This is a genomic window from Candidatus Blochmannia ocreatus (assembly GCF_023585745.1).
GTDB lineage: Bacteria > Pseudomonadota > Gammaproteobacteria > Enterobacterales > Enterobacteriaceae > Blochmanniella > Blochmanniella ocreatus.
Genome location: NZ_CP097762.1, coordinates 432628 through 449352, shown reverse-complemented (window position 1 = coordinate 449352; position 16725 = coordinate 432628). Strand labels below are relative to the sequence as shown.

At 27.8% G+C, this 16725-nt stretch carries 16 protein-coding genes; 15 read left to right on the top strand and 1 reads right to left on the bottom strand.

Features of this window, described 5'->3' with window-relative positions; translation table 11 throughout:
* Positions 1-96 precede the first annotated feature (96 nt).
* Positions 97-2718, bottom strand: a complete 2622-nt coding sequence (gene rne / locus M9405_RS03240) for a ribonuclease E (protein WP_250223045.1) — start codon at positions 2716-2718, stop codon at positions 97-99.
* A gap of 486 nt (positions 2719-3204) precedes the next feature.
* On the opposite strand from rne, the gene rluC reads away from it, so the two are divergent.
* From rluC to M9405_RS01910, 15 genes are all read left to right on the top strand, one after another.
* The gene (gene rluC / locus M9405_RS01980; RefSeq protein ID WP_250223043.1) at positions 3205-4209 is read left to right on the top strand and encodes a 23S rRNA pseudouridine(955/2504/2580) synthase RluC; all 1005 of its coding nucleotides are present in this window, start codon (positions 3205-3207) and stop codon (positions 4207-4209) included.
* 793 nt (positions 4210-5002) lie between these two features.
* Complete coding sequence (gene rpmF / locus M9405_RS01975) at positions 5003-5173, top strand: 50S ribosomal protein L32 (RefSeq protein ID WP_250223041.1); 171 nt, start codon at positions 5003-5005, stop codon at positions 5171-5173.
* Positions 5174-5243: 70 nt separating this feature from the next.
* Positions 5244-6257 carry a phosphate acyltransferase PlsX gene (plsX, locus tag M9405_RS01970; RefSeq protein ID WP_250223555.1) on the top strand — a complete coding sequence of 338 codons (1014 nt, stop codon included), beginning with the start codon at positions 5244-5246 and terminating at the stop codon, positions 6255-6257.
* An 8-nt stretch (positions 6258-6265) separates the two neighbouring features.
* The gene (locus M9405_RS01965) at positions 6266-7222 is read left to right on the top strand and encodes a beta-ketoacyl-ACP synthase III (protein ID WP_250223039.1); all 957 of its coding nucleotides are present in this window, start codon (positions 6266-6268) and stop codon (positions 7220-7222) included.
* A 31-nt stretch (positions 7223-7253) separates the two neighbouring features.
* Positions 7254-8207, top strand: coding sequence for an ACP S-malonyltransferase (gene fabD, locus M9405_RS01960; RefSeq protein WP_250223037.1), 954 nt, complete (start codon positions 7254-7256; stop codon positions 8205-8207).
* Positions 8208-8233: 26 nt separating this feature from the next.
* Complete coding sequence (gene fabG / locus M9405_RS01955) at positions 8234-8968, top strand: 3-oxoacyl-ACP reductase FabG (protein WP_250223036.1); 735 nt, start codon at positions 8234-8236, stop codon at positions 8966-8968.
* Between the two features lie 117 nt (positions 8969-9085).
* The gene (gene acpP, locus M9405_RS01950) at positions 9086-9340 is read left to right on the top strand and encodes an acyl carrier protein (protein WP_250223035.1); all 255 of its coding nucleotides are present in this window, start codon (positions 9086-9088) and stop codon (positions 9338-9340) included.
* 358 nt (positions 9341-9698) lie between these two features.
* Positions 9699-10529 carry an aminodeoxychorismate lyase gene (pabC, locus tag M9405_RS01945; protein WP_250223034.1) on the top strand — a complete coding sequence of 277 codons (831 nt, stop codon included), beginning with the start codon at positions 9699-9701 and terminating at the stop codon, positions 10527-10529.
* 342 nt (positions 10530-10871) lie between these two features.
* The gene (gene tmk / locus M9405_RS01940) at positions 10872-11519 is read left to right on the top strand and encodes a dTMP kinase (protein WP_250223033.1); all 648 of its coding nucleotides are present in this window, start codon (positions 10872-10874) and stop codon (positions 11517-11519) included.
* 5 nt (positions 11520-11524) lie between these two features.
* Complete coding sequence (locus M9405_RS01935; RefSeq protein ID WP_250223030.1) at positions 11525-12532, top strand: DNA polymerase III subunit delta' C-terminal domain-containing protein; 1008 nt, start codon at positions 11525-11527, stop codon at positions 12530-12532.
* A gap of 6 nt (positions 12533-12538) precedes the next feature.
* Positions 12539-13327 carry a YchF/TatD family DNA exonuclease gene (locus M9405_RS01930; protein ID WP_250223029.1) on the top strand — a complete coding sequence of 263 codons (789 nt, stop codon included), beginning with the start codon at positions 12539-12541 and terminating at the stop codon, positions 13325-13327.
* A gap of 247 nt (positions 13328-13574) precedes the next feature.
* Entirely contained in the window at positions 13575-13928 is a 354-nt protein-coding gene (locus M9405_RS01925) for an HIT domain-containing protein (RefSeq protein WP_250223027.1), read from the top strand.
* Between the two features lie 227 nt (positions 13929-14155).
* The gene (locus M9405_RS01920; protein ID WP_250223026.1) at positions 14156-14656 is read left to right on the top strand and encodes a penicillin-binding protein activator LpoB; all 501 of its coding nucleotides are present in this window, start codon (positions 14156-14158) and stop codon (positions 14654-14656) included.
* 154 nt (positions 14657-14810) lie between these two features.
* On the top strand, positions 14811-16022 hold the full coding sequence (locus tag M9405_RS01915) for an FtsX-like permease family protein (protein WP_250223025.1): 1212 nt from the start codon (positions 14811-14813) through the stop codon (positions 16020-16022).
* On the top strand, positions 16015-16725 hold the full coding sequence (locus M9405_RS01910) for an ABC transporter ATP-binding protein (protein WP_250223024.1): 711 nt from the start codon (positions 16015-16017) through the stop codon (positions 16723-16725). Before M9405_RS01915 ends, M9405_RS01910 begins: the two co-directional genes overlap by 8 nt.

The window sequence follows — 16725 nt, the reverse complement described above, 5'->3', positions numbered from 1 at the left end:
TTTAAATGAGAATAGTTAGTTAGCATATTTAGTATAAATAATTAAAATACATTCATTTTTAATATTGAGTACAGTACTAAAATAGTATGTAATTATTTATTTATTATGTTTTTTAATTTTAAAATATTGTTTGTCTTTATGTTGATGGAGTTGATTTTTATAATTTATTCGGAAGTAACGCATTATTGTTGGTGTATGAGTATTATTTTTTAATTGGTGGAATATTGTCTTATTATAATATCGGTTATTATTATTTGTATGTGAGTTGTTGTTATGTATGATATTTTTTTGATGCGTATTACTTGTAATGTCTAATGGCTTTAATTTAAAATGGGAAGGCATAACAATATTGTTATTATTAGCTTTGATGTTGTTTTTTTTAGATAAATCAATAAGTTTTTTTGAGAATAGATTTATATTTTTGGATAGTTTTTTTATTTTGTGGGGTTGTTGGATGTGCATAATGGATTTTTTTTCTGTTGTATACCCCGGAGCAGGTGTTCTAGAGTGTTTAGAATTATTATATTTTAAATATATGTTGTATTGTGTTGAACATGTTTTTTTTAAGTTTTTATGATGTTCAGTATATTGATATTGTTTATTATATTTTTTAATATTAGTAAGGGTTTTATTATTTTTTTTATGAATAATATTTTTTGAATACAGTGGACAAGACATTAAATGAGTTTTATCACGTCTTTTGCAGTTGTATGCTAAATACATAGTATTGTTTTTTTGATTATTGATGTTAATAAAATTTTTTATGTTATATGTTTTATGCTGTATTGTATTATTTTTTATTGCATGTATTACTTGATCATAATGATGTATATTGTCTAATGTTTGAAACGCTGATTTTTTATAAAAAAAATATTTAAGTGTGGATTTAGTGTTTTTTTTGATTGTTTTAAAAAAATACTTTTTAAGTATATTGAAGTTTTTTATGAGTTTATTAAAAAAAATGTACCAACTGTTTAATATATTAAACCAAAAATTTTTACTTATGTATTTATAATACGATAAATATAGTAATTTATTGTAGTATAGTATATTATATATCATAATATATATGACTCTTGATAGAGTTGAGTTTTTTGATTGCTTTAACGATAGTATGTTATCAGGATTTGTAGATGTTGCTTTATTATTTTGTATTGTTGTTGATGATGACTGAATTAGTATTTGATCGTTATATTGGAACGTTTTAGCTAACAAATAACTAGGTTTGTTAGTTATCGTTTCGCCTTTTCGAATACGTCTTACTTCATAATTTGGAGTGTGCATGTATTCATTAGGCACAATGATTGCACGTACGCCTTTTTGGCGTTGCTCAATATCATTGATAGCTTTTCTTTTTTCATTTAGTAAATATGAAGCGATGGCTATAGGTACAATAGCGTGTACTTCATAAGTATTATCTTTTAATGATTCTTCTTCAATTAAACGTAAAATAGATAAAGAAAGTGATTCATTATCTCGTATGTTACCCATTCCATTGCAGCGTGGACACACATAGTAACTTGACTCGCCTAGAGATGGGCTGAGTCTTTGCCGTGATAATTCTAATAGGCCAAATTTAGAGATACGGCCTATTTGAATTCGCGCGCGATCTTGATGTACTGCAAGTTTAAGATTATTTGTAATTTCTTTTTGATGTTTAATTAATGTCATATCTATAAAATCTATTACTACTAACCCCCCTACGTCTCTTAGGCGTAGTTGGCGTGCTATTTCGTCAGCAGCTTCTAAGTTAGTATTAAAAGCTGTATCTTCAATATCTATTCCTTTAGTAGAACGAGAAGAATTTATATCAATTGCAGTTAATGCTTCAGTAGTATCAATGACAATAGATCCTCCAGATGGTAATCTTACTTCTCGTTGAAATGCAGACTCAATTTGTGACTCTATTTGATAATGACTAAATAAAGGAATATCACCGTTATATAGTTTTATTTTTTTAGCAAAATCTGGTCTACCTAAAGAGTTCATATGTTCCTTAGCTAATTTCAGAATTTTGGGATTATCAATTAAAATTTCACCTATATCTGGCCGTAAATAATCTCGAAATGCACGTACAATTACATTGTTGTCTTGATGTATTAAAAAGGGTGCTAATTTTGTAGCAGCAGTATTTTTAATAGTTTGCCAATGTTTTAACCGGGAAGTCAAATCCCATTCTAATGCTTCAGTAGATTTTCCCATACCAGCAGTTCTAATAATTAGACTCATTCCTTCTGGTAATTCTAAAGTCGATAGAATTTCTTTTAATTCAATACGATCATTTCCTTCAATACGTCTTGATATGCCCCCAGCTTTAGGATTATTTGGCATAAGGACTAAATAGCTACCAGCTAAACTGATAAAAGTGGTTAATGCTGCGCCTTTATTACCTCTTTCTTCTTTATCTATTTGCACAATTAATTCTTGTCCTTCATATAATATTTCTTTGATATTATTTTTATTATAAGAACATGATATATTATTGAAGTATTCACGAGCAATTTCTTTCACAGGTAAAAATCCGTGTTTTTCTACTCCATAATCTACAAATGCTGCTTCCAAACTCGGTTCAATACGAGTAATTATCCCTTTGTAAATGTTTGATTTTTTCTGTTCATGACCTATTGTTTCTATATCTAGATCATATAATTTTTGTCCATCTACTAATGCTACTCTTAGTTCTTCATGTTGAGTAGCGTTAATTAACATTCTTTTCATGATAATTTTTGCTCAATGTGTGATGTTTTGGAATATAGATATACGTTTTTGATTGGTATACTGTAATTATTTTGGTAGCTTATAATTTTATATTTATTAGGTTTTTATTTTGTACAGTAATACATACATATATTTTATATAGATAATGTAAAATTATTAATAGTATATGCTACACATTTATATATGTGTTTATGATTCTTAATAAAATATTTATTGTTATTGTAATGCATGATGATTGTTTGTTATTTTGAGGTTAATTTGTTCTTAAAAGAAAATTTTATTATAGTTATAGATTATAAGATACTCACTTGTAGTGGATAGTAAAATGTTATTTACATTAGTATGTATATATTAGACATACAAATAGTATTATTAATTTATATGTGTTGTTTAATAGATTTTACTGAATTTTATATATTCTATAATTAGATATTTATTATATACTCTTATTATATTAAAACGTTGCTGTAATTTCTATGGTTTCTTATGAAAGAGAGTAACATTCATGCACAATTTATTAAAATTTCTGTAAATTTTGTTGGACAAAGAGTCGATAATTTTTTGTTGTGTTACTTAAAGACAGTGCCAAAATCTATGATTTATAGAATAATTAGAACTGGTGTTGTACGTGTTAATAAAAAAAGAATCAAATTCTATTATAAATTACGCATAGGAGATATATTAAAGATCCCTATTATAAAAAATATAAACATCAATAAATGCAATATACAATCTTTAGAAGAAATTAAATTTTTAGAAAGTTTTATTATTTATGAAGATGATTGTTTTTTAGCGATTAATAAACCGGCTGGTATTGCTGTGCATGGAGGCAGCGGACTTAAATTTGGAGTAATTGAAGGGTTACGTATGTTGCGTCCTAGAGCACAATTTTTAGAATTAGTGCATCGTTTAGATAGAGAAACTTCTGGTGTGTTATTAGTTGCTAAAAATCGTACTTTTTTGTTGTATTTAAATGAACAACTGCGTCTAAAAAATATAGAAAAAAAATATTTAGCTTTAGTACATGGTGTATGGGATGCCAGTTTAGGCACAGTCTCTAAATCTTTATTAAAAACTAATGTTTTTTATACTTCTAATAAGAAGATAATGCGTGTAGTTTCAAGGAATGGTAAAATTGCCACTACTCATTTTCAGATAATAGAAAAGTATGCTAATACAGCAACTTATTTAGATATTAGACCTATTACCGGACGTACTCATCAAATTAGAGTACACGCTCAATATGCACAGCATCCTATAATAGGAGACAAGATTTATGGAAATTATGAATTTGATATTAAATTTAAACAGTTTGGTTTTAATAGATTATTTTTACATGCTTATATGTTATGTTTTATACATCCATATACAAAAAAATTTTTTTTTGTGCAAGCATCGTTAGATCAATTATTTTATGATTGTTTATTCTTTTTAAGAAATTTAGCTACTACTCGTTATATTTCTGCATTAAAAGTATTAGAAAAGCTTTAATATTTCACAATGAAATATCAGTTCATAGGTACATCATTTTTAAATATTTATTTATATTAAATATTTGAAGGTATTATTATTGATTTTATACATTTATTATATATTTAATGTTTAGAAAATTCGTATAGTATACGATTAAATAATATTTTGATATTATGATTATATATTAATTTTTAATAATTAAATAATGCAATTATGTTCATTAGAGTATGTATTGTGTATTAATCGTAATTGACTTTTGTTGATGGTTGAAGTTTAGAATGTTAAATAAATTATGTTTAGGATATATAGTATATTGATTGTTAAGATATGTGTTTATATATAAGTTTTATATATGGTTTGTATATTAAAAACTTTATTTAAAGTAAAGATTAATTTTATTTAAATTAGTTATGTTGGTATTTAATTATATGGATTATCTACAACAATATAATATCTTGAAAAGGTGTTGAATAAGTGCTGATAGTTATAGATAATCTCTTTATGTAAAGAGCTTCTAAATTCGATTAATTAAAAATATTATTTTTTGAGTATTTCTATGATGGATAAAATTAATTTTTTGTTGAGTTGCTATAATGTTGGTACATTCAACAAATTTTTATAGATATATCATTTTAAATTTTAAACAATTAGTATTAGATAGATAATGCGTTATATTTATTTTTCCAAGATTTATAATATATAGCCATTAGTTCGTGGTATATTAGCATGTGAATATAATGATTTTATTAATGTTATTAAGTTTATTAAGGTTATTGCCTAGAAATATGGAAAATAGGGGAGGCGCAAAAACATGGCAGTACAGAAAAATAAATCAACTCGTGCTACTAGAGGGAAGCGCAGGGCGCATCATGCGTTGAAGCTCGCATCTATATCAGTAGATTGTGTCTCTGGTAAAACTCATAAACGTCATCATATATCTTGTGATGGATTTTATCGTGGAAAAAAAGTGATGGAGAAATAATTTTTTGAGTAATGATGATAATGGTAGTAATAGTGTGCAATCTAAAAATTTAGTACTCGCATTAGATGCGATGGGTGGCGATTTCGGTCCCACTGTCACTGTGCCAGCAGCTTTAGAAGCATTATCTTTGCATCCTACGCTTAAGTTGTTGCTTGTTGGAACGCCTGCAGTGATTATGCCTATTTTATCGGAATACAATAAGTTATCTCGTATTAACAGACTTACTGTGGTTCCAACTGATTCAGTTATTAGCTCTAATATTAGACCTGGTCATGCTATTAGGATTAGTAGAAATACATCAATGCGTGTTGCCTTAGAGCTTATTAGTTCTGGCCATGCAGACGCTTGCGTAAGCGCCGGTAATACAGGCGCTCTTATGGGTTTATCTAAATTAATACTTAAATCTATAGATGGTATTGAGCGCCCTGCTTTAACGACACTGCTACCATATAGTGAAACAGGTAAAACCGTTATATTAGATTTAGGTGCTAACATTGTGTGTAATGGGGAAATGTTGGTGCAGTTTGCAATTATGGGATCAGTGTTATCAGAACAGATTTTAGGCATTAATAATCCTAGAGTAGCACTATTAAATATTGGATCAGAAGAAACTAAAGGTTTAGATAATATTCGTTATGCTTCCAAAATATTACATAATATCCCGTTGATTCGTTATATTGGTTATATAGAAGCAAATGACCTTCTTATGGGAAAATCAGATGTTTTAGTATGTGATGGATTCTCAGGAAATATTACTTTGAAAACTATGGAAGGGGTAATACGCATTATTTTATCAACTATGAAATTATCTGGTAAGCAATATAATAAATTGCGTTGGTTTACTAAGCTGATTAGATTTTTATTAAATAAATATTTTTTTAATAAATTTAGTAGATTACATCCTGATTGGTATAACGGTGCGCATTTAGTGGGTTTAAAGAGCACAGTGATAAAAAGTCATGGAGCAGCTAATCGACGCGCATTTGTTTCTGCGATTAAACAAGCGATTCATTCTATAGAGTGTAGAGTACCAGAAAAAATTTTTACGCGATTAAGAACAGTGCTGTCTAAAAAAGATAGTTAAAACAATACATGTTTACTAGAATATTTGGAACAGGTAGTTATTTACCAAAATATATTAGATCTAATGCTTTATTAGAAAAGATGATTAATACATCGCATGAGTGGATTGTTGCGCGCACTGGTATTCAGGAGCGTCATATTTCCAATGCAAATGAAACTGTTGCTAAAATGGGGTATTTTGCTGCTAAAAAAGCTTTAGAAATGTCTTGTCTTCATGCTGAGAAAGTAGGTATTATTATTGTTGCAACTACTACTTCTAGTCATGCTTTTCCAAGTTCTGCGTGCCAAATTCAACGTGATTTACGTATAAAAGATACTATTGCTTTTGATTTGTCTGCAGCTTGCTCTGGATTTGTGTATGCTTTAGATATAGCAAATCAGTATGTTAAACATGGAAATGTAGAATATGCTTTAGTTGTTGGTTCAGATATATTAAGTCATACTTTAGATCCTACGGATAGAGGAACATTAATTTTATTTGGAGATGGAGCAGGAGCTGTGATACTTGGAAGATCAAAAACTCCGGGAATTATTTCTACGCATTTGCATGCGGACGGTTATTATGGGAATTTATTAACTTTATCTAATTATAATAGATATAGTTCTTCTATGTCTGATAATTATTTAAAAATGTCTGGCAATAAAGTATTTAAGATGGCTGTATCTATTGTAACGCGTGTTATTAATGAGGCTCTTGATGTGAATAATTTATGTCAAGACGAATTAGATTGGCTGATCCCACATCAAGCTAATCTAAGAATTATTTCTGCAGTTGCTAAGAAATTAAGTATAGATATGAAAAAGGTAATTGTTACTCTCGATAGACATGGTAACACATCTGCAGCGTCTGTACCTTTGGCATTAGACGCATCTGTACGTGATGGTCGAATTAAGCCGGATCAATTGGTATTATTGGAAGCATTTGGCGCTGGTTTTACTTGGGGTTCTGTATTATTAAGATTTTGACTATTAGTTATATATAGGATTAAACGGCATTATGAATAGTAATACATTAGCTGTAATATTTCCAGGTCAAGCATCTCAAAAAGTCGGTATGTTAAAAGATTTATCGTTGCATTATTCTATAGTAAAAAAAATATTCTTTGAAGCATCAGAGGAGTTGGGGTATGACTTATGGAGATTAATTCAATATGGACCTGTTTCAGAGCTAAACAAAACTTATAAGGCGCAACCAGCTATTTTAACGGCTTCAGTAGCAGTGTGGAAAATATGGTCTCAAATTGGTGGTTGTATGCCAAGTATTATGGCTGGTCATAGTTTAGGGGAATACACTGCTTTAGTATGCTCAGAAAGTATAGAATTACGTTCTGCAGTCAAATTAGTAGAGATGCGTGGGGCTTTAATGCAGGAATTGGTTCCTTATGGGAAAGGGGCTATGTCAGTGATTATTGGGTTGCATGATGAAATTATTTGTGAACTATGTAATGAAGTAGAAAAAACAGGGCAAGTTGTATCTCCTGCAGGTTTTAATGCGCCTGGGTATGTAGTTATTTCTGGTGATAAAGAAGCAGTAGATAGCGTTAATAACTTGTGTAAAAATGCTGGAGCGAAACATGTGTTTATACTCCCTATTAGTGTTCCTTCACATTGTGCGTTAATGAAACCCATGATTCATAAGTTTTCAAACATATTAAAAAATATTGTTATTAACCCCCCTACTATACCAGTGATAAATAATACTGATGTGCGTATTGTATGGGATCCTGATATAATTCGAGAATCGTTAATACGACAATTATATACTCCGGTGCGTTGGTATGAAATAATACGGTATTGTATGGATAAAAAAAAGATTAGTCATTTTGTAGAAATAGGACCCGGAAATATTTTAACTAAATTATTAAAAAATTTAGTTAGTAATGTGTTGAGCATATCGGTAAATAGTATGTGTTCTTTAAAAAAATCTATAAAATTAATTGTTGATATGTAAATATCAGTATAGGAGTGTTATTTTTGATGAATTTTAGCGACAAAATTGTTTTGGTAACTGGCGCAAGACGTGGGATTGGTCGCGCTATTATTGAAATGTTTGCAGAACACGGAGCAACTGTAGTAGGTACAGCAACTAATGCATCGGGTGTAGAGGATATTAATATTTTTTTAGGAAAGAATGGCAAAGGTATTAGGCTTGATGTTACCGAACAATATTCTATTAATACTGGTTTAGAACAGATATATAGAGAATTTGGTAGTGTTGATATATTAATAAATAATGCTGGTATTACTAAGGACAACCTTTTATTACATATGAAAGATGATGAATGGCATTCTGTAATTGATGTTAATTTAATTGCTGCTTATCGTATGTCTAAAGCAGTGATAAAATCTATGATTAAAAAACGTTATGGTAGGATTATTAGTATTAGTTCTGTGGTCGGTTTTACAGGTAATTCAGGTCAGGTTAATTATTCTGCTGCTAAATCAGGATTAATTGGTTTCACTAGATCTTTAGCTCGTGAAATTGCTTCTCGAGGGATTACAGTAAACTTAGTAGCACCAGGATTTATTTGCACAGATATGGTAAATAAATTAACTGATAAACAAAAAAATGATATTTTATTAAAAATACCTGTTAAGAAATTTGGGGATCCACAGGATGTAGCTTTTACGGTGATTTTTTTTGCTTCTGATGCCGCAAAATATATTACTGGACAAACTATTCATATTAATGGAGGAATGTATATGGGGTAAATATACGTAGTAGTATTATTAATTGCACAGAAAATTTAATATCATCTTAATGATACATAGATAATATAGTATTGTATTTTGATGCAAAACTATTTATTTTGATAGGAAAGTAAAGACATGAGTACTATAGAAGAAAAAGTTAAAAAAATAGTTGCTGAACAATTAGGGGTAAAAATAGAAGAAGTAGTTAATCATGCTTCATTTGTAAATGATCTTGGCGCTGATTCTCTTGATACTGTTGAATTAGTTATGGCTTTAGAGGAGGAGTTTGATATTGAAATTTCGGATGAAGCAGCTGAAAAAATTACAACTGTACAAGCAGCAATTGATTTTATAAGTAATAATGATCAAAATAATGTTATTACTGATTAATTTGGTATTTTTAATGTTTAATTGACAAAGAACATGTAAATATATAGTATATAAAATATATAGTTGTATAAATTTTAAATTTATAAATAACTCTTTGTAATTACGTAGATTTTTTAGTCTATACTTATATATAAGTTATTATAAATAATCTTGATATACGTAGAAGTTGTTATATGGTGTATTGTTTTTATTTGAATGATAAAGATACTGTTATAATATTATTATTGCTAATAATATTTGGTTGCTTTGCAGTATGAAGATGTTACTAAAATGATAAATACTGATTCATATTATTTATTTTTAGATAATCAAAATACATATAAGTTATAATATCATTAATTTAATATTTTGGTATAAAATGTATTGGTTAAATGGCGTGCCCCATAAAAAGATTTCTTTAAATAATAGAGGTTTACATTTTGGAGATGGATTTTTTACTACTGCTAAATTAAATAATGGAAAAATAGAATTTTTAGACTTGCATTTAGATAGGTTAATTATATCATCAAATAGATTAATGTTTAATTGTTTTGATATAAATGTGATACGTAAAGAAATGTTAAGTGCGGCAAGTTGCAGTGGTAAATTCGATGTTATTAAAGTAATTATCGTGAGATCTGATCTGTATAATGCACCGTGTAAATACAGATATATAAGTGATATTGAACCGTTGCGTATTATTTGTGTAAGTAAATTATCCAATTGTTATGAACAATGGGTTAATTTAGGCATTAGATTAAAAACGGCAATTATACGGTTGTCTAGGAATGATATTTTGTCAGGTATCAAACATATTAATAGATTAGAACAAGTTATGATTGCTAATTGGATAGGTAAAAATTCAGATGCAGATGAAGCGCTTGTGTTAGATACTGATGGGAACGTTGTAGAATGTTGTAGTGCTAATATTTTTTGGCGATATAAATATGAAGTATTTACACCGTCTTTGTATTATGCTGGTGTTAATGGAATTATGAGACAATTAGTAATAAAATTGCTGTCAGAATTAGGATTTAGTGTAAATCAAGTTATGGTGGGACCAAAACATTTAAAATGTGCTGATGAGGTATTTATTACTAATACTTTATTACCAATAGTATCTGTAAAATCTATTGATGATTGTGTATATTCAAAGAAGACATTATTTAATTTGTTAAACTCTTATATTAAGAATAATCTAATTTTATAGATTTTTTTATTTTTGAAGTAATTCATGAAAAAAATAAATAATTTGCATAAAATATCATGTAAATAGTATTTATTAGTGAGAATTTATTCTTTTTATAATTAAAATTTGGAAAAATTATAATAATTGTTTTAATGTTTAATTATTTGTTGGTATTTTATATATATTGAAATTTGATTATTGGTGTTTGTTTCTTTTTTATGGAAATATTTTCAAAGTTATATTTAATTCTTAATAATTTAAAGATATTTATATGTATGCATTTTAATTAATGTTATTACATAAAGTTAATATAGGTATATTGAATATTATTGCTGGAATTGATATCTAAATTTAGAGAGCAGTGTGAATAGCAAGTTTATAGTTGTTGAAGGATTAGATGGATCAGGAAAAACAACTGTTGTTTATGCAATAAAAAGATATTTATATAAAAAATATGGTATTGTTAAAATAACAACTACTCGTGATCCTGGAGGTACTGCGGTAGCTGATTTATTGCGTACACTGATAAAATATGGTGGCTATGCTGATGAGTCAGTGCATGATATATCAGAATTATTGATGATTTATGCTGCAAGATTCCAATTAGTGACCAATGTTATAAAACCAGCTTTATCTCAGGGTTATTGGGTAATAGGAGATAGATATAATTTATCTTCTCAGGCATATCAAGGAGGGGGAAGAGGGGTTGATGAGTTGTTATTAAAAATTTTATCTAAAAAAATTATGGATTTTTTATCTCCAAATCTCACATTATATCTTGACATTTCTCCAGAAATCAGTGTATCTCGTATAAAAAACAGAATGTTTTTAGATCGTATTGAGAAGGAGTCTTTAATTTTTTTTAGAAAGGTGCGATCTTGTTACTGGGAATTAATTTCTGATTCGACAGAAAAAATTATTGTAATTGATGCCTCTCAAAGTTTATACTCGGTTTGTCGTATTGTTTTTAAGTTTTTAGATTGGTGGTTACAAGATCTTTTAAGAGTGTAATGCTTATGTATTTGTATCCTTGGTTAAGCTATATTTATAATAAAATATTAGGTATTTACAAGAACAAAAAAGGACATCATGCGTTACTTTTTAGTAGTAAACAAGATAATGGTGTTGATGTTTTAATTTATTTTATTATACGTTGGTTATTTTGTATGAAACCATACAATACTAAATATTGTAATGCTTGTTATGATTGTAAGTTAATGCATGTTGGTAATCATCCTAATTATTATGATATAATTGCGAAAGATAGCATTGGAATTGTCGGTGTTGATACTATACGTGTTTGTATAAATTCTATATATAAGTGCGCTTATGCTAATAAAACAAAAATTGTATTTGTACGCCGTTTGGAATGTTTAACGGATGCCGCTGTTAATTCTTTATTAAAAATAATTGATGAGCCTCCTGTAAATACTTTTTTTTTCTTTCATACTAAAGATTATAATCAGGTATCAATGACTTTATTGAGTCGATGTATGCGTTGGTGTATTACTTCTCCAAAAGAAGAAATTGGATTGCGATGGTTAATGAAACAACAAGTTACTGCTGATATTGTATCAGCAAGGTGTGCATTACGTTTATGCGATGGATTTCCTATAGCAGCAAAAAATATTTTTAAATCAAATTTATGGGAACAGCGATTGGAATTATTTAAATTTACATATACTATTATCACTAATGGAGATTTTTTAAAACTTTCATCTAGATTGAGTTATATAGAAAATATGTGTTTATATTGGTTGATTACTATAATTTTAGATGCATTAAAGTGGAAACAGGGGGTAAAGAATATATTTCTAATGAATTTAGATCAACTAGAATTAATTAGTGCTATTGCAGATAGATGGGATATTTTATCTCTTAGTGACCATTTACAAAAATGGTGGGTACTTTTGCGTTGTTTAAAACAGTATACTAATATTAATCGTGAATTATTATTAACTTATAGATTATTAAATTGGAAATATGATATTACTGAAGATTGTTTAAACTCTTGGAGTATATAAAACATTATGTTTTTAGTAGATTCGCATTGTCATTTAAATAAATTAAATTATACAAGTATTCATGCTAATGTTTCAGACGCTTTAAATAAAGCAAATAAAAAAGGGGTAAATTTATTTTTGTCAGTCAGTACTGTGATGTCGGATTATGATAATATGGTGAAACTTGTAGGATGTAGGAAAGATGTTGTGTTTTCTTGTGGAGTACATCCTACTTGTGTGTTTAATGAAATAAATTTTAGTAGTGATATGTTATATATTTTATCATCTAAAACAAATGTTGTTGCTATTGGAGAAACTGGTTTAGATTATTATCATAGTTCGAATGTGCAGGATAAAATAAAACAAAAAAAAGTGTTTCAAGAGCATATTCATGTTGCTAAGTCAATAAAGAAACCAATTATTGTGCATAGTCGTAATTCTATTCAAGATACCATTGTTATATTGCGTAAAGAAAAGGCTATAGAGTGCAGCGGTGTATTGCATTGTTTTAGTGAAGATTTAGAAAATGCAAGATTGTTATTAAATCTTAATTTTTATATATCTTTTTCTGGTATGGTAACATTTAATAAATTTTATATGTTGAGAGAAGTAATTAAATATGTTCCTATAGATCGAATTTTATTAGAAACGGATTCTCCGTATCTCACTCCAGTTCCATATCGTGGTTTGGAAAACCAGCCAGCTTACGTATATGAAATTGCTAAATATGTAGCACATATAAAGAATGTGGATCTTGATGAATTAGCTATGGTTACTACAAAAAATTTTTTTGCTTTATTTCAGTTAGAATCTTAAAAGAAAGGATTTTTTTGAATTATTTATAATAAAAAATTATATTTTAAAGTGATTTTTATATATTAATGAATATGTATTATGTACATATAGAAATTTTAAGTTTGTATGAAATTGTTTTATTGTGGTATTTAATAAGAACAAATTTTGCTTTTATGCATCTAAATTTGGATTTTTTGGTAATTTAGAGTTAAGAAAATTAATATTTATATAGTAAGTAATGTGTAGAATGAGTGTGTCCGTCTAAAATATGAAAAAAGATAATATTTTTATAGACATTATTACTGGAAAAATAAAAACAGACATCCTGTATCAGGATGATTTAGTGACTGCATTTCATGATAAGAATCCCAAAGCACCTGTTCATGTATTAATTGTGCCTAATAAATTAATTCCTACAGTTAACGATGTTACTGACCAAGATGAACAGATGTTAGGCAGATTATTTACAGTAGCAGCGAAAATAGCAAAATTTAATAATATACATAATTCAGGTTATCGTTTGATAATTAACTGTAATTACCATTCTGGTCAAGAAGTGTATCATATTCATATGCATTTATTAGGTGGTCAGTTTTTAGGTCCTTTATTATCAATCATATAAAATTAAATTTTTGTGTGTTATATTTATGAAGAATTGTTTTATTTATGTTGTACATAATGTTTATATACAACATAGTTATTTAACATGTGAAAATTTTTGATTAAGTAAATTTAGTTTTAATTGTTCAATTTTATTGATTTTAAAATTATTTGAATAACATAAATTATTATAGGTATTTTATAAACATTACGTACATACAAATATTAAAATTTTTGTTATTTTTTAGTATGGTTTTTTTTTGTAACGGCGTCGGTATGTCCAGTAAAAATATAGATTTGTTATGTACAACGCCAGTTGTTTTATCGCCAAAAAAAATTAGTTTAGTCGATTGGAAACCAATTTTATTAAATATTTTAAAAAAAAATCTTTTTTTTGATATCCTTGAAAAGGATAGTGTGTTGTTAGTAAATATTATAAAAAATAATACTAATGGTATATTACAAATATATAATATTACCAACACATTAATTCAATGTATAATAGAGAACGTTAAAAGTTATAGCGTTATCAACATGGATACGTTATATTATGCTTACCGAATATTTGGCGTATTTCCAGAATATAATGAAAATTCTTACAATTTTTCGATAAAAATTGCAAATTATTTAAAAGCTAATTATGTATTATATAGCATTGCATGTGGAAATGCAGACAAACCGAATTTAGAGTTTCAGTTAATATCAGTAAAATCCGGAGAAATAATATATGTTATGTATGGTGCTGCATAGATAAAGTTTTAAAGTATTCAGTATAATAATGTCTATTACTAAAAATTAATATCATATATAGAACATTTAATAAATTGATTATATATATTATACTTATATTCTGATTTTAAAGAGAAGTAAAGATAGGTTCAATCGGTATTTAAAAGCATTTATAATGGCTCGACTAACTGTGTTATTCACAATAGCATTACGTTATGTGTGGGGCAAATCAATCAATAAATTTAGTCGGTATATTTATTGGACATCTGGTTTTGCGGTCGCATTAGGTGTAATGGCAATGATTGTTGTGTCATCTGTATTAAATGGATTTGAGAATGAATTTAAGAAAGATCTTTTGAATTTTATTCCCCATATATTACTTACGAATTTAGCAGGTTATGTTAGCATTGTTAATAAGCCAAGTGTAATATTTAATGATTTAAATAATGAAGTATCATTAAAACCATTAGTTATATCTAATGTCATACTGCAGAGTAATAGACAGTTAGCTTGTGGAATAATGTTAGGAATTGATCCAAATAACTGTGAGCCTTTATCAGATTATATCGATAGTAAATATATACGGGCATTAGTTTTAGGCAAGTATTATATAATTATTGGATCATCAATAGCTAAAGCACTTGGTGTATGTGTAAATGATCAAATTCGATTAATTGTTCCTTCTGTAATACAAATTACTCCTATTGGTTGTATTCCGAGTCAGCGTTTGTTTACAGTATTAAATATTTATACTGATATTACTGAAGAGGTTGGTTATTCTGATCGAATATTAGTAAATTACTCGGATGCTGCTGTTTTAATGCATTATCCGTTTCAGTGTATTACTGGCTGGCACATATGGTTGCATGATCCATTTTTAATTTACAAAAAAAATTATTTAGGTTTTTCCAAGGATTGGATTTATAAAGATTGGAAAGAATATAAGGGATCATTATTTCAAGCAATAAAAATAGAAAAAAATATCATGTCTTTATTATTAAGTATTATTATAGTGACAGCAAGTTTTAATATTATTGCATTTTTAGTGTTGTTAATTTCGGAAAAACAAATAGAAATTGCTGTGTTGCGAACATATGGTATAACTCGTGTACAGATTTTATTAATTTTTATAATTCAGGGTATGAGCAATGGTGTATTTGGCATTATATTAGGAACAGGGTTAGGGATTTTTTTAGCTAAAAATTTAAATCAAATATTGTATTTATTAAGAGTGTTTCCTGCTGTTTATCAGCTTCCTATAGAATTATGGTATTTTCAAGTGTTGAGTATAATTTTTATGACATTTTCCATAATTTTTTTAGTTACTTTATATCCTGCATGGAAGGCGGCGTCTGTTTACCCCGCTAAAATATTACGTTATGACTAATATTTCATTATTGCATTGCATTCAGTTAACTAAATATTATAAGGTTGCTAATTCTTTAGTTAAAGTATTAGATGGTGTTACTTTAAGTATACAAAGTAATCAAATGATTTCTGTTATTGGGATATCAGGTTCTGGCAAAAGTACATTGTTGCATTTATTAGGGGGATTAGATCATCCTACTTCTGGAACCATATTTTTTAAAGGATATGCGTTACATGATTTATCTGATAGCACACGTGCTATGATACGTAATAAGTTTTTAGGTTTTATTTATCAATCCCATCATTTATTGCTAGATTTTAATATAGTAGAGAATGTAGCGATGCCTTTATTAATTGGAGGTATGGAGTATAAAAAAGCAAAAGATAAGGCATATTGTGCATTGGAATCCGTTGGATTAAAAAATCGTGTTAATTTTTTTCCGTCTGAATTATCTGGAGGAGAAAATCAACGAGTTACTATAGCTAGAGCATTAATAAATAATCCAGATTTAATTTTAGCAGATGAACCTACTGGTAATTTAGATCAAAAAAATTCGAATAGTATTTTTAAGTTGTTAAAAAAAATTAATGTTAATTATGGAACAACTTTTTTAATTGCTACACATGATTTAAATTTAGCTAAAAAATGTCATAAAATATTAACGATATCTAATGGAAAGTTGGTAACTTGTACACGTATCCATCAGGATATGGTTGTGTAG

Coding starts and splice junctions, on each gene's coding strand:
- fabG (WP_250223036.1), top strand. CDS start 8,234: ATGAATTTTAGCGACAAAATTGTTTTGGTAACTGGCGCAAGACGTGGG.
- M9405_RS01910 (WP_250223024.1), top strand. CDS start 16,015: ATGACTAATATTTCATTATTGCATTGCATTCAGTTAACTAAATATTAT.
- plsX (WP_250223555.1), top strand. CDS start 5,244: ATGGGTGGCGATTTCGGTCCCACTGTCACTGTGCCAGCAGCTTTAGAA.
- rpmF (WP_250223041.1), top strand. CDS start 5,003: ATGGCAGTACAGAAAAATAAATCAACTCGTGCTACTAGAGGGAAGCGC.
- M9405_RS01935 (WP_250223030.1), top strand. CDS start 11,525: ATGTATTTGTATCCTTGGTTAAGCTATATTTATAATAAAATATTAGGT.
- acpP (WP_250223035.1), top strand. CDS start 9,086: ATGAGTACTATAGAAGAAAAAGTTAAAAAAATAGTTGCTGAACAATTA.
- M9405_RS01930 (WP_250223029.1), top strand. CDS start 12,539: ATGTTTTTAGTAGATTCGCATTGTCATTTAAATAAATTAAATTATACA.
- pabC (WP_250223034.1), top strand. CDS start 9,699: ATGTATTGGTTAAATGGCGTGCCCCATAAAAAGATTTCTTTAAATAAT.
- M9405_RS01925 (WP_250223027.1), top strand. CDS start 13,575: ATGAAAAAAGATAATATTTTTATAGACATTATTACTGGAAAAATAAAA.
- M9405_RS01965 (WP_250223039.1), top strand. CDS start 6,266: ATGTTTACTAGAATATTTGGAACAGGTAGTTATTTACCAAAATATATT.
- M9405_RS01920 (WP_250223026.1), top strand. CDS start 14,156: ATGGTTTTTTTTTGTAACGGCGTCGGTATGTCCAGTAAAAATATAGAT.
- M9405_RS01915 (WP_250223025.1), top strand. CDS start 14,811: ATGGCTCGACTAACTGTGTTATTCACAATAGCATTACGTTATGTGTGG.
- rne (WP_250223045.1), bottom strand. CDS start 2,718: ATGAAAAGAATGTTAATTAACGCTACTCAACATGAAGAACTAAGAGTA.
- rluC (WP_250223043.1), top strand. CDS start 3,205: ATGAAAGAGAGTAACATTCATGCACAATTTATTAAAATTTCTGTAAAT.
- fabD (WP_250223037.1), top strand. CDS start 7,254: ATGAATAGTAATACATTAGCTGTAATATTTCCAGGTCAAGCATCTCAA.